Origin of the sequence: Pseudomonas sp. rhizo66 (genome assembly GCF_031931925.1) — a bacterium.
GTDB lineage: Bacteria > Pseudomonadota > Gammaproteobacteria > Pseudomonadales > Pseudomonadaceae > Aquipseudomonas.
Genome location: NZ_JAUJWZ010000011.1, coordinates 145750 through 160344, shown reverse-complemented (window position 1 = coordinate 160344; position 14595 = coordinate 145750). Strand labels below are relative to the sequence as shown.

Sequence of the window (14595 nt, the reverse complement as noted above, 5' to 3'; positions counted from 1 at the left end):
TCCATGAAAGGTTCCCCGTCGTTGTTGTTGGCCGCCATGCTGAGTCTGCCGTTACTGGCGCAAGCTGCAGAACCGGCACAGTGCAGTACCGTTAACTTCTCCGATGTCGGCTGGACCGACATCACCGCTACCACCGCTACCACCTCCGTTGTACTCAACGCCCTCGGCTACAAGACCAAGACCACCATGATCTCCGTGCCCGTGACCTACAAGTCGCTGGCCGACGGCAAGAACATGGACGTGTTCCTCGGCAACTGGATGCCGACCATGGAAAACGACATCAAGGCCTATCGCGACGCCGGCACCGTGGAAACCGTGCGCACCAACCTCAAGGGCGCCAAGTACACCCTCGCCGTGCCACAAGCCCTGTATGACAAAGGTCTGCATGACTTCGCCGACATCGCCAAATTCAAGAAAGAACTCGACGGCAAGATCTACGGCATCGAGCCTGGCAACGACGGCAACCGTCTGATCCAGAGCATGATCGACAAGGACGCCTTCGGCCTGAAAACCGCCGGTTTCAAAGTGGTTGAATCATCGGAAGCGGGCATGCTCTCGCAGGTGGATCGCGCGCAAAAACGCGACACCGCCGTGGTCTTCCTCGGCTGGGCGCCGCACCCGATGAACAAGCGCTTCAAGATTCAATACCTGACCGGTGGCGATGATTTCTTCGGCCCCGATTTCGGTGCTGCAACCGTGGCCACCAACACCCGCAAGGGTTATGCCGAGGAATGCAGCAACGTCGGTCAGTTGCTGAAGAACCTGGAGTTCACCGTCGACATGGAAAGCGAACTGATGGGCAACATCCTCGACGACAAGATGAAGCCTGACGCGGCCGCCAAGGCCTGGCTGAAAAAGAATCCACAAGTGCTCGATACCTGGCTCGCTGGCGTAACCACCATTGACGGTAAACCTGGCCTGGAGGCCGTGAAAGCCAAGCTTCAGTAATCGCTTATGCCGGGTGGGCTCGCCCACCCGGGCTGTTTATTTCCTTGCATGCGGAAGTTCACTACCATGCTGATTGATCAGAAAATACCTTTAGGCCAGTACATCGCGGGCTTCGTTGAATGGTTGACGCAACACGGCGCCAACACCTTCGACGCAATCGCCGTGACACTGGAAACGATGATCCACGGCGTGACGTTTGCGCTGACCTGGTTCAACCCACTGGTCTTGATTGGCCTGATTGCAATCATCGCCCATCTGATTCAACGCAAATGGGGCCTGACCGCGTTTGTGGTCGCCTCCTTCCTGCTGATCCTCAATCTGGGGTACTGGCAGGAGACCATGGAAACCCTCGCCCAGGTCATGTTCGCGACCCTGGTCTGCGTGGTCATCGGCGTGCCGTTGGGCATCGTCGCCGCGCACAAACCGATGTTCTACACAGTAATGCGTCCGGTGCTCGATCTGATGCAGACCGTACCGACCTTCGTTTACCTCATTCCTACCCTGACCCTCTTCGGGCTGGGTGTGGTGCCGGGCCTGATCTCCACGGTGGTGTTCGCCATCGCCGCGCCGATCCGCCTGACCTACCTGGGCATCCGCGATGTCCCGCAAGAACTGATGGACGCTGGCAAGGCCTTCGGCTGCTCGCGTCGCCAACTGCTCTCACGGATCGAACTGCCTCACGCCATGCCAAGCATCGCGGCCGGCATCACCCAGTGCATCATGCTGTCGCTGTCGATGGTGGTGATCGCCGCACTGGTAGGCGCCGACGGACTCGGCAAACCGGTGGTCAACGCACTGAACACTGCTGATATCGCCCTGGGCTTCGAAGCGGGCCTGGCGATCGTACTGCTGGCGATCATGCTCGACCGTATCTGCAAACAACCCGACGCCAAAGTAGGGGGTGACGCATGAGCATAATTCGCTTCGAAGACGTCGACGTAATCTTCTCCAAAGATCCACGCGAGGCACTCAAGCTGCTGGATCAGGGCATGACCCGCAACGAGATCCTGAAAAAGACCGGGCAGATCGTCGGCGTGGAAAAGGCCTCGCTGGACATCAACAAAGGCGAAATCTGCGTGCTGATGGGCTTGTCCGGCTCGGGCAAGTCGAGCCTGCTGCGCTGCATCAACGGCCTCAACACCGTGAGCCGCGGCAAGCTGTTCGTCGAGCATGAAAACCGCCAGATCGACATCGCCTCCTGCACCCCGGCCGAGCTGAAAATGATGCGCACCAAACGCATCGCCATGGTGTTCCAGAAGTTCGCCCTGATGCCGTGGCTGACGGTGCGCGAGAACATCAGTTTCGGTCTGGAAATGCAGGGTCGACCGGAGAAGGAACGCAAGAAGCTCGTCGACGAGAAACTGGAACTGGTTGGCCTGACCCAATGGCGCAACAAGAAGCCGGACGAACTCTCCGGCGGCATGCAGCAACGTGTCGGTCTGGCGCGGGCGCTGGCGATGGACGCCGATATTCTGCTGATGGACGAACCGTTCTCGGCCCTCGACCCGCTGATCCGTCAGGGTCTGCAGGATGAACTGCTGGAACTGCAACGCAAGCTGAGCAAGACCATCGTGTTTGTGAGCCACGACCTCGACGAGGCGCTGAAACTCGGTAGCCGCATCGCGATCATGAAAGACGGCCGGATCATCCAGTACAGCGTGCCGGAAGAGATCGTGCTGAACCCGGCGGACGACTATGTGCGCACCTTCGTCGCGCACACCAACCCGCTCAACGTCCTCTGCGGCCGCAGCCTGATGCGCACGCTGGACAAGTGCAAACGCATCAACGGTTCGGTGTGTCTCGATCCGGGCGGCGATTCGTGGCTCGACCTGGCCGAAGGCAACACCATCAAAGGCGCGCGGCAGAATGGTTCGGTGCTTAACCTGCAGAACTGGGCACCAGGGCAAGCGGTTGAGGGACTGGAGCGCAAGCCAACGCTGGTGGATTCGAATATCGGCATGCGTGACGCGCTGCAGATTCGTTATCAGACCGGCAACAAGCTGGTGCTGCACGATAACAATCATGTGGTGGGGATCTTGGGCGACAGCGAGTTGTATCACGCGTTGCTGGGCAAGAACCTCGGTTAAGGCGGGGTAAAAAAAGGGATCGCGGTGAGCGATCCCTTTTTTATTGGGTCAGGAAAAAAAGCCCCTCACCCTAGCCCTCTCCCAGAGGGAGAGGGGACTGACCGAGTTGTATTTTCGAACTACGCCGACCTGAATGACCGAGTGGAACTAAGATTTGGAGAAGCTCGCAACCTGCTGCAGCCAATCCATAATCGACTCGATCTTTCAGGTCGATGTACGACGCCAGACACCTCGGTCAGCTCCCTCTCCCTTCGGGAGAGGGTTGGGGTGAGGGGCTTTTGACTGGCATTGAAATATCGAGTCGAACTCAGGCTTTGAAAAGCCCCCGATCTGCTCCCTTTCCCCCTCTCCCTTGGGGAGAGGGTTGGGGTGAGGGGGCTTTTGACTTTAGCTGTACACCCGGCCAAGGAGCTGCCGATGGCTTTCAAACTGATCGAGCACATCGCGCGTGATCTGATCCTGTGTGAAGCCCATCAGGTCGTAATCCTGGCTGCCGTTGTGCAAATACACTTCAGCGCGGTAGTAACGCTGGCGCGCTTCATCGGACTGGGCCGATTCGGTCGGGGTCGCCAGATAGCCGTCCAGGCTGACTTCGTAGACGAAAGGGTTGCCCTCTTCCATCTCGATACGCACGCCCATGCAACGCTTGGATTTACCCAGCAGCGTCTGCACTTCCAGACCCTGCGCACGCATCTGCGCCGCAGCATCCTCCAGCGCCGGGCTGACCTGCTTGTCCATGAAACGCTGCACCACCGATTGGCTCGGTTGCAGGTCCAGTTGCGTCAGACGCTCGCTGAAACCACGACGACCGCGCTCCGCCAGTTGCGCCTGCTCCTGTTCGATCTGCACGTCCTGACGCATCGCCTTGTGCAGGCCAAACATGAAGAACACCAACACCACCGAGAACGGCAGACCAGCCAGCACGACCATGGTTTGCATGGCTTCGAAGTTACCGGCAAACAGCAGACCGATGGTCACCAGCGTGATCACCACCGACCAGAAGATCCGCAGCCAGTGCGGCGCATCTTCATCGACGTTGCCACCCTTGCAGGACAGATTCGCCATCATCACCGCGCCAGAGTCGGCCGGGGTCAGGAACAGCACAAAACCGACAAAGATCGACACACCGATGACGACTTTCGACGCAGGGTAGTGCTCAAGCAATTGATAGATCGCCATCGACGGCTGTTCCAGCGCCGTCTTGCCCAACTCAACCGCCCCCTGATTCATCACCAGATCCAGCGCCGAGTTACCGAAGATCGACAGCCAGGCCAAGGTGAAGCCCAGCGGAATCAGCAGCACACCCGCCACCAGTTCACGCACGGTACGACCACGGGAAATACGCGCGATGAACATGCCTACGAATGGTGCCCAGGAAATCCACCAGGCCCAGTAGAACAGGGTCCACAGGCCCAGCCAGCGGTCAGACTTGGCGTTGTCGCCTTCATAGACGTACAGGTCGAAAGTCTTCAGCACCACGCCGTTGAGATAGTCGCCGATGTTCTGCACGAAGCCGTTGAGCAGGTGCAAAGTCGGACCGAACAACAGCACGAAAATCAGCAGACCGCTGAACAGCACGATGTTCAGGTTGGACAAACGACGAATGCCGTTTTCCACGCCGGACACGGCAGCGATGGTCGCCACGGTGCTCATCACGATGATCACGATCAGCAGGTTGGTGTTGCTGTGCTCCATGCCGAACAGGTTTTCCAGGCCCGACGACACTTGCAGCGAGCCGATCCCCAGGTTGGTCACCAGCCCCAGCAGGGTCACGAACATGCCAAAGCCGTCCACCGCGTGACCGGCCGCGCCTTTGACCCAGCGCTCGCCAACCAGCGGATACAGCGCCGAACGCAGGGCCAGCGGCTGGTTATGCCGGTAAGCAAAGTACGCCACGGCCAGACCGACCAGTGCATAGATCGCCCAGCCGTGAAGGCCCCAGTGCAGGAACGTCAGTTGCACCGCCTGACGCGCGGCCATGTTGGTGGCCGCAGCGCCTTCCGGCGGATTGAAGTAGTGGTCCAGTGGCTCGGACGCGCCGAAGTACAGCAGAGAAATACCGATACCCGACGAGAACAGCATCCCCGCCCAGGCGCCGTAACTGAAATCCGGGGTGTCGTCCTTGCTGCCCAGTTTGAGTTTGCCGTACGAGGAAAACGCCAGGCCCACAACAAATACCAGGTAGGCGGCGATCACCACCATGTAGTACCAGCCAAAGCTGCGCGACAACCAGGCCTGAGCGATACCCAACAGTCTGCCGGCCTCTTGCGGGGCGATGATCAGAATGGCGGTCAACAACAGAATCAGCGCGGTAGAGGTGTAAAACACCCAACCGTTGACCGTCACCTTCTCGGGCGGGGTCTTTATTAGCGAGGCAGAACTCATGGCACAAATGCTCCAGGCAGTGCGAGAGAAGAACACAAGGCAACACGGAACCCGACCAATCGGTTAGTTGGCAGCCGACCGGCGGGTGATATAAAGACACCCCGAAAAAAGCCCGAACCTGCCGAAATGGCGCTGCGAATCGCAATCGTGGCCGAAGGTGTACGGACGTTCATCCGAAACCTGGCCCTGAGCGTCTTGCCCTTTCAACACGTCCATCGAATCGCGAACCGCGCCATGCCCCACGCAGGTTTCGAGCATTTTCGGATGTCGGTTTTATCGCCACTTACACGTAGGAAAAATCTGTAGGCAGCGACGATTTGTCGCAGATCTTATTCTTTGTTGATTGAACGTTCAATCAAAACAAAATAGACTGGCCCTCAATCCGATAAGCGTTATTCGCCCGTCGGAAGGCCTAAGGAGATGTGCAAGATGCCCAAGGTCGGTATGCAACCCATCCGCCGCCAACAACTGATCGAAGCCACATTGCAGGCGGTCGATCAGGTCGGAATGGGGGACGCCAGCATTGCGCTGATCGCCCGTTTGGCAGGTGTCTCGAATGGCATCATCAGTCATTACTTTCAGGACAAGAACGGCCTGATTGCCGCCACGATGCGGTATCTGATGAACGTCCTCAGCGAGAACGTCACCGCGCGCCGGCAGGCGCTGGCAGATGACAGCCCACGGGCGCATCTGCAGGTGATCATCGAAGGCAACTTCGACGCCAGCCAGGTCAATGGCCCGGCAATGAAAACCTGGCTGGCCTTCTGGGCCACCAGCATGCACCAACCGTCTTTGCACAGGTTGCAGCGGATCAACGATCACCGTCTGTATTCCAACCTGTGCTGCCAGTTCCGCCGTGTGCTGTCGCTCGAAGATGCACGCAGCGCAGCACGAGGACTGGCAGCGTTGATTGACGGCTTGTGGTTGCGCGGCGCGCTGTCGGGAGATGCTTTCGACACGGCGCAGGCGCAACAGATCGCTTACGAATACATGGATTTCCAATTGGCCAAGAAGGTGAGCTAGAGCACAAAGAAAACGCTCGGCCCCTGAACTGTCACCGACCAGCGATGCCACAGTTACATGGCTCACCCGGTGACCAACGCCAACCACTTATGCACTTGCGAGGACACTATGGCCCGTTTCGAACTGCAAAAACTTTACATCGATGGCGCGTACTCCGACGCCGGCAGCGATGCCACCTTCGAAGCCATTAACCCGGCTAACGGTGAAGTCCTCGCACTGGTGCAACGTGCGACCAAGGAAGACGTCGAGCGTGCTGTGGTCAGCGCTGAAAAGGGCCAGAAAATCTGGGCCGCGATGACCGCCATGGAACGATCGCGCATCCTGCGTCGCGCCGTCGACATCCTGCGCGAGCGCAACGATGAGCTGGCCGCACTGGAAACCCTGGACACCGGTAAAGCCTTCTCGGAAACCAAGTACGTCGACATCGTCACCGGCGCCGACGTGCTGGAATACTACGCAGGCCTGGTGCCAGCGATCGAAGGCGAGCAGATCCCGCTGCGTGACACATCGTTCGTCTACACCCGTCGCGAGCCGCTGGGCGTGGTCGCCGGTATCGGCGCGTGGAACTACCCGATCCAGATCGCACTGTGGAAATCCGCGCCAGCCCTGGCTGCCGGTAACGCGATGATCTTCAAGCCAAGCGAAGTGACCTCGCTGACCACCCTGAAACTGGCCGAGATCTACACCGAAGCCGGCGTTCCAAACGGCGTGTTCAACGTATTGACCGGTAGCGGCCGTGAAGTCGGCACCTGGCTGACCGAGCACCCGCGCATCGAAAAAATCTCCTTCACCGGCGGCACCGACACCGGCAAGAAGGTCATGGCCAGCGCTTCGGCTTCGTCGCTGAAAGACGTAACCATGGAACTGGGCGGCAAATCCCCGCTGATCATCTGCGACGACGCCGATCTGGATCGCGCTGCCGACACCGCGATGATGGCCAACTTCTACAGCTCCGGTCAGGTCTGCACCAACGGCACTCGCGTGTTCGTTCCGGCGCACCTCAAAGCCGCTTTCGAAGCCAAGATCGTCGAGCGTGTTGCACGCATCCGCGTCGGCAACCCGGAAGACGAGAACACCAACTTCGGCCCGCTGGTCAGCTTCCCGCACATGGAAAGCGTGTTGGGTTACATCGCCAAGGGTAAAGAAGAAGGTGCCCGCGTCCTGTGCGGCGGCGAGCGTCTGACCGACGGCGAATTCGCCAAAGGCGCATTCGTGGCTCCGACCGTGTTCACCGATTGCACCGACGACATGACCATCGTCCGTGAAGAAATCTTTGGCCCGGTGATGGCGATCCTCTCCTACGAGACCGAAGAAGAAGTGGTCCGCCGCGCCAACGACACCGACTTCGGCCTGGCCGCCGGTATCGTCACCAAAGACCTGAACCGCGCGCACCGCGTGATTCATCAGCTGGAAGCCGGTATCTGCTGGATCAACGCCTGGGGCGAGTCCGACGCAAAAATGCCGGTCGGCGGCTACAAGCAGTCGGGTGTCGGCCGTGAAAACGGCATCAGCTCGCTGAACAACTTCACCCGCATCAAATCGGTACAGGTCGAACTGGGCGATTACGTCTCGGTGTTCTAAGACCCGAGTCTTGTATTGCCCGCGAGGGCCTCTTCGCGGGCAAGCCCGCTCCCACAGGTTTGGAGTTGTCCATCAAATCTGTGGCAGCCCCCAATCCTTGTGGGAGCTGGCTTGCCAGCGATTCGAGTGCACAGCACTCGCCGAGGTCTGACCTGACCACTATCAAAGAGGGTGCATTCAATGTCCCAAGAATTCGATTACATCATCATCGGTGCCGGCTCGGCCGGTAACACACTTGCGACCCGTCTGACTGAAGACGAAGGCGTCACCGTTCTGCTGCTCGAAGCCGGCGGCCCGGATTACCGTCTCGACTTCCGCACGCAAATGCCGGCCGCGCTGGCGTTCCCGCTGCAGGGTCGTCGTTACAACTGGGCGTACGAAACCGATCCAGAGCCACACATGGACGGTCGCCGAATGGAATGCGGTCGCGGCAAAGGCCTCGGCGGTTCTTCGCTGATCAACGGCATGTGCTACATCCGTGGTAACGCGATGGACTACGACGGCTGGGCAAAACTGCCAGGCCTGGAAGACTGGTCGTACCTCGACTGCCTGCCGTACTTCCGCAAAGCGGAAACCCGTGATATCGGCCCGAACGACTACCACGGTGGCGACGGCCCGGTCAGCGTGACCACGCCAAAGGCGGGCAACAACCCGCTGTTCCACGCCATGGTTGAAGCTGGCGTGCAGGCCGGTTACCCGCGCACCGAAGACTTGAACGGCTACCAGCAGGAAGGCTTCGGCCCGATGGACCGCACCGTGACGCCAAACGGCCGCCGTGCATCCACCGCCCGTGGCTACCTCGACGTCGCCAAGAAGCGCTCGACCCTGACCATCGTCACTCACGCCCTGACCGACAAGATCCTGTTCGAAGGCAAGCGTGCCGTTGGCGTGCGTTACCTGATCGGCGACGCCGAAGAGCGTGTTGAAGCCAAAGCGCGCAAAGAAGTGCTGCTGTGCTCCGGCGCCATCGCTTCGCCGCAGATTCTGCAGCGTTCCGGTGTCGGTCCTGCCGAACTGCTGAAATCCCTCGACATCCCGGTCGTTCACGACCTGCCGGGCGTCGGTGAAAACCTGCAGGATCACCTCGAGCTGTACCTGCAATACGCCTGCACCCAACCGGTTTCGCTGTACCCGTCGCTGCTCTGGTACAACCAGCCGGCGATCGGTGCCGAGTGGCTGTTCAACGGCACCGGCATCGGCGCCAGCAACCAGTTCGAAGCCGGCGGTTTCATCCGTTCGCGCCCGGAATTCGAATGGCCGAACATCCAGTACCACTTCCTGCCGGTGGCGATTAACTACAACGGCAGCAACGGTGTGAAAGAACATGGTTTCCAGGCGCACATGGGCTCCATGCGTTCGCCGAGCCGCGGTCGCATCCAGGCCAAGTCGAAAGATCCGCGCCAGCACCCGAGCATCCTGTTCAACTACATGGCCACCGAGCAGGACTGGCAGGAATTCCGCGACGGTATTCGCCTGACCCGCGAGATCATGCAGCAGCCGGCCCTCGACGCGTTCCGTGGCCGCGAAATCAGCCCGGGCATCGACGTGCAAACCGATGAGCAACTGGACAAGTTCATCCGCGAACACGCCGAAACCGCGTTCCACCCGTCCTGCTCGTGCAAGATGGGCACCGACGAGATGGCCGTAGTGGATGGCGAAGGTCGCGTGCACGGCATGCAGAGCCTGCGTGTGGTCGATGCCTCGATCATGCCGATCATCACCACCGGCAACCTCAACGCGCCGACGATCATGATCGCCGAGAAAATCGCCGACAAGATCCGTGGTCGCAAACCACTGCCGCGCAGCAATGCTGCTTACTACGTGGCTGGCGATGCGCCGGTGAAGGGCAAGCCGATGCGTGATATCACCCCGGCGGCTCAGTAAGACGTAATACCGCGTCACGGCTAATCGCTGGCAAGCCAGCTCCCACAGGGTTTTGCGTCGTTCACACATATTGTGTTCACCAAAAAACCTGTGGGAGCCTGGCTTGCCAGCGATGGGGCCCTCAGATTCAGCACAAATTCCCTCGCTGCACAGTAAATCCCCATACACCCCCTCTACACTTGATCCTACCCCCACGCAGGCCTACTCTAGACCTCGCGCAACCGTTTCACCCCCTCCCCGCCGCTGCTCTACCGCTTCCCTCTGACAAGGAGGTTCCCGAATGTTCGATTTCCACCCCCAGCTCAAGCAGCGCTTCGCTGCCTTGCGCACGGGCGCTGAGTTTTTTTCCCTGCGGTATGTACGCGAATCCGGCCAGTACTTGTCGGTGCGCAAGAACGTTGCCGAGCCGCCGAGCCTGAGCCGCGACGAAGGCGCGATGCTCACCGTGCGCGTCAATGGCGTTGAGGCCTATGCCGCGACCAACGACCTGTCGCAGCAAGGCCTGCAAGCCGCCCTCGAACGCGCCGAGCAGCAAGCCCGCCGCCTCAAGCCGCACACCTTGCTCGACCTGCGCGATCAGCCGGTGTCCAGCGATCGCGCTGATTACTTTTCGCCCAATCTCGAACAAGCTTTCCCGTCCCTGAGCGAGTGCTTCGAGTTGCTCGGCGCGGAATCCGCCTCGGTGCCAAAGGATGAGCGCCTGGTGAATTGGCAAGTGAGCATCGGCATTACCCACGTCGAACAGATCTACCTGAGCAGCGCCGGGGCCGAATTACGCCAGGCGCAGCGCTTCGTCTACCCGGGCCTCGACGTCACCGCTTACGACGGCAACGACAGCCAGACCCGCAGCCTCGGCCGCGAGAACTTCGGCCAACAGGGCGGCGCTGACGTGATCAGCCGCTGCGGTCTGATCGGTGCCGGCCCGCAAATCGCCGATCAGGCCTTGCAACTGCTGCTCGCGCCGAACACCCCGCAAGGCCCGCGCGACCTGCTGTTGATGCCCGATCAGATGATGCTGCAGATCCACGAATCCATCGGCCACCCGCTGGAACTCGACCGCATCCTCGGTGACGAGCGCAATTACGCCGGCACCAGTTTCGTCAAAACCAGCGACTTCGGCAGCCTGCAATACGGCTCGAAACTGCTCAACGTGACGTTCGATCCGGGCATTCCCGAAGAACTCGCCAGCTACGGTCATGACGATGACGGCAGCAAGGCCAGCAAACAATTCCTGATCCGCGATGGCCTGTTGTTGCGCCCGCTGGGCGGTGCGCTGTCGCAGTTCCGCGCCGGTCTCGATGGCGTCGCCAACAGCCGCGCCTGTGGCTGGAATCGCCCGCCGATCGACCGCATGGCCAACCTCAATATAGAACCGGGCGATCAGCCTCTGAACAAACTGATCGAAGGCATCGAGCACGGCATCCTGATGAGCACCAACCGCTCATGGTCGATCGACGATGCGCGCAACAAATTCCAGTTCGGCTGCGAATGGGGCCAGTTGATCGAAAACGGTGAACTCAAAGGCGTGGTGAAAAACCCCAACTATCGGGCGATTTCCGCGCACTTCTGGAAAAGCCTGCGCGCTGTCGGCGACGCCAACACCGTTAAGGTGCTGGGCACGCCGAACTGCGGCAAGGGCGAACCGAACCAGGTGATCCGCGTCGGCCACGCTTCGCCGGCATGCGTATTCAGCAACGTTGATGTATTTGGGGGAGACGCCTGATGAGCATTTCGAAGAGTCAGTCCGACGCCTTCAAGGTCATGGTCGAGTGGCTGCGCGACAGCGTGCGCGAGCCGGAACAGTTCACCCTCAGCTTTGCCGCCGAATCCTCGGCGTTCGTGCGATTCAATCACGCCAAGGTGCGTCAGGCCGGGCAAGTGCAGCAGGCCAACGTCGTTCTGAAACTGATCAACGACGGGCGTCATGCCGACCTGCAAGTCACCCTGTCCGGTGATCAGGAAGGCGATCTGCAACGGCTTGCCGAAGGTCTGCAACAACTGCGCGAAACCCTGCCGTTGCTGCCGCAGGATCCGTACCTACTGCTCAATCACAACGGCTGGCAGAGTCAGAACGTGCAGGAACATCCGCTGCCGGACACTGAACAGGTAGTCGATGAAATCTGTGCTGCCGCTGAGGGTCTGGACTTGGTTGGCTTCTATGCCGCCGGCCCGATCAGTCGTGGCTTCGCCAGTTCTTCGGGAGCGTTTGGCTGGCATCAGGCCAACAGCTTCAACTTCGATTTCAGCCTGTTCCACGAGAACGGCGAAGCGGTGAAAGCCAGCTACGCCGGGCACGACTGGAGCAGTGAGGGCTTCGCAAAGCGCTTCGGCCAGGCCCGCGAGCAACTGGAGTTTCTCGGCCGACCGCTGCGCACCTTGGCGCCGGGGCAGTACCGCGCGTACCTGGCACCGGCGGCGCTGGAAGAAATCATGGGCATGCTGAGCTGGGGCGGTTTCTCGGCGCAGTCAATCGCGAGCAAGAGCAGCCCGTTGCAGAAGTTGTATGTCGGCGATCAGGCGTTCAGTCCGCTGCTGTCGCTGGATGAGAAAGTCAGCGAATCGCTGAGCCCGGCGTTTTCCGGCGAAGGTTATCCACGCAGTGATTTGCGCCTGATCGTCGAAGGCAAGGCCGGTGATCAACTGGTTGGATCGCGCAGTGCCGCCGAATACGGTCTGACCGCCAACGGCGCCGGCGGCGGTGAAATGCCCAGTGCGTTGAACATGGCGGCGGGTGATCTGTCGCAAGCAGAGATCCTCAAGCAGTTGGGCACCGGGCTGTACATCAGCAACCTGTGGTACCTGAACTACTCGGATCAACCGGCCGCGCGCATGACCGGCATGACGCGGTTCGCGACCTTCTGGGTCGAGAACGGCGAGATCCAGGCGCCGGTCAGCACCATGCGTTTCGACGACAGCGCCTACAGCCTGCTCGGTTCGCAGCTGGAAGCGTTGACCGCCGAGCGTGAGTTGTTGCTGTCGGCGAGTACATACAGCCAGCGCAATACCTCGTCAGCGTTGCTGCCGGGGGCGTTAGTTAGCCGCCTGACCCTTACGCTGTAACACCGCAAAAACCTGTGGGAGCTGGCTTGCCAGCGATGGCGGACTTTCAGACGAAAACGATGTTGAATCTGCCGTCCTCATCGCTGGCAAGCCAGCTCCCACAGGATTGTGTTCCGTCTGCCACACATTTTCAGAGGTTCCATGCCCAACCGCCCGCCTCTCGACGCCATCACCGCACGCTGGTTGCCGTGGGTCGTCGCCATTGCGTTCTTCATGCAGTCCCTCGACGGGACCATCCTCAACACCGCCCTGCCCGCCATGGCCCGCGATCTGGCCGAAGATCCGTTGCGCATGCAAGGCGTGATCATCGCCTACATGCTCACCGTGGCCTTGCTGATACCGGCCTCGGGCTGGATCGCCGACCGTTTCGGCACCAAGAAAATCTTCTTCGGCGCGATCCTGTTGTTCAGCTTCGGCTCGCTGCTCTGCGCGTTGTCGAGCACCCTGAGCATGCTGATCGGCGCCCGGGTGATTCAGGGACTCGGCGGTGCGCTGATGCTGCCGGTCGGGCGACTCGTCGTACTACGCGCCTATCCGCGATCCGAACTGGTGCGGATCATGGGTTTCATCACCATCCCCGGCCTGCTCGGCCCGCTGATCGGCCCGACCATGGGCGGCTGGATGGTCGAATACCTGACGTGGCACTGGATCTTCCTGATCAACCTGCCGGTCGGCGTGATTGGTTGCTACGCGGTGTGGAAATTCATCCCGGACCTGCGCGGCACCGAACGCACGCGTTTCGATAGTCTGGGTTTCCTGCTGTTCGGCGCGGCGATGATCCTGATCACCATCGCCATGGAAGGCCTCGGCGAGCTGCACTTGCCGCACCTGCGGGTGATGTTGCTGCTGTTCGGCGGCATGGCCTGTCTGGCGGCGTACTGGTTGCGCGCCGGGCACATCGAAAACCCGCTGTTCGCCCCGTCGCTGTTCAAGACCCGCACATTTGCCGTCGGCATTCTCGGCAATCTCTTTGCCCGACTGGGCAGCGGCGCCTTGCCGTTTCTGGTGCCGTTGTTGCTGCAAGTGGCGCTGGGCTATTCGCCGTCGCAAGCGGGGATGAGCATGCTGCCGCTGGCAGCGGCGGCGATGTTTGCCAAGTGGATGGCGCGGCCGCTGATCGAACGCTTCGGCTATCGCATCGTCCTTACCGGCAACACCCTGGCCCTGGGGATCATGCTGGCGAGCATGGGTCTGGTCAGCGAGCAAACGCCGTACTGGCTGCTGCTGTGCCTGCTGGCGATTCTCGGCGCGATCAACTCGCTGCAATTCACCGCGATGAACACCGTCACGCTGATCGACCTCGACGACGCCAGCGCCAGCAGCGGCAACAGCTTGCTGTCGGTGGTGGCGCAGTTGTCGTTGAGTCTGGGTGTGGCGTGCGCCGGTGCATTGCTCGGTGGCTTTACGGCAGAGATCGGCAACGATGGCGTGGAAACCGTGCTCGGCGCGTTCCAGCTGACCTTCGTCACCGTCGGGATCATGGCGATGCTCGCCGCGACAATCTTCTCGCAACTGTCGAAAGAAGACGGCCGGCGGGCCAAACGCCCGGAAGAACACATCGAACATTAACCACTGTTCGTCCAGAACTTTCGAAGAAAGTGGCACGGGGCTGCTACACTGCGCGACA

10 protein-coding genes are annotated in these 14595 nt (G+C 60.4%); 9 read left to right on the top strand and 1 reads right to left on the bottom strand.

Translation table 11 applies throughout. The features are described 5' to 3' along the window. Positions 1 to 3 precede the first annotated feature (3 nt). From QZR14_RS15185 to choV, 3 genes are all read left to right on the top strand, one after another. A complete protein-coding gene (locus QZR14_RS15185) occupies positions 4 to 948 on the top strand; it encodes a choline ABC transporter substrate-binding protein (protein ID WP_007918300.1) in 945 nt (314 codons plus the stop codon). Positions 949 to 1014: 66 nt separating this feature from the next. Further along, complete coding sequence (gene choW / locus QZR14_RS15180; protein ID WP_095121426.1) at positions 1015 to 1860, top strand: choline ABC transporter permease subunit; 846 nt, start codon at positions 1015 to 1017, stop codon at positions 1858 to 1860. Next, entirely contained in the window at positions 1857 to 3035 is a 1179-nt protein-coding gene (gene choV, locus QZR14_RS15175; protein WP_095112760.1) for a choline ABC transporter ATP-binding protein, read from the top strand. The genes choW and choV overlap by 4 nt, the downstream gene beginning before the upstream one ends. A 387-nt stretch (positions 3036 to 3422) precedes the next feature. On the opposite strand, the gene betT is transcribed toward choV, so the two are convergent. Next, entirely contained in the window at positions 3423 to 5420 is a 1998-nt protein-coding gene (gene betT / locus QZR14_RS15170; protein ID WP_311996998.1) for a choline BCCT transporter BetT, read from the bottom strand. A 429-nt stretch (positions 5421 to 5849) separates the two neighbouring features. Here betT and betI point away from each other — a divergent pair, with 429 nt between their 5' ends. The 6 genes from betI to mdtD all read left to right on the top strand — a co-directional run bounded on the left by betI (position 5850) and on the right by mdtD (position 14537). After that, positions 5850 to 6443 (top strand): transcriptional regulator BetI, encoded by a 594-nt coding sequence (gene betI, locus QZR14_RS15165; protein WP_150693773.1) that lies wholly within the window; start codon positions 5850 to 5852, stop codon positions 6441 to 6443. A 108-nt stretch (positions 6444 to 6551) separates the two neighbouring features. Then, a complete protein-coding gene (gene betB, locus QZR14_RS15160) occupies positions 6552 to 8024 on the top strand; it encodes a betaine-aldehyde dehydrogenase (RefSeq protein WP_311996997.1) in 1473 nt (490 codons plus the stop codon). 180 nt (positions 8025 to 8204) lie between these two features. Then, positions 8205 to 9908, top strand: coding sequence for a choline dehydrogenase (gene betA, locus QZR14_RS15155; RefSeq protein ID WP_311996996.1), 1704 nt, complete (start codon positions 8205 to 8207; stop codon positions 9906 to 9908). A 280-nt stretch (positions 9909 to 10188) separates the two neighbouring features. Continuing rightward, complete coding sequence (locus QZR14_RS15150; RefSeq protein WP_311996995.1) at positions 10189 to 11631, top strand: TldD/PmbA family protein; 1443 nt, start codon at positions 10189 to 10191, stop codon at positions 11629 to 11631. Beyond that, positions 11631 to 12968 carry a TldD/PmbA family protein gene (locus tag QZR14_RS15145; RefSeq protein WP_311996994.1) on the top strand — a complete coding sequence of 446 codons (1338 nt, stop codon included), beginning with the start codon at positions 11631 to 11633 and terminating at the stop codon, positions 12966 to 12968. Before QZR14_RS15150 ends, QZR14_RS15145 begins: the two co-directional genes overlap by 1 nt. A 141-nt stretch (positions 12969 to 13109) precedes the next feature. After that, positions 13110 to 14537, top strand: a complete 1428-nt coding sequence (mdtD, locus tag QZR14_RS15140) for a multidrug transporter subunit MdtD (protein ID WP_311996993.1) — start codon at positions 13110 to 13112, stop codon at positions 14535 to 14537. Positions 14538 to 14595: the final 58 nt, after the last annotated feature.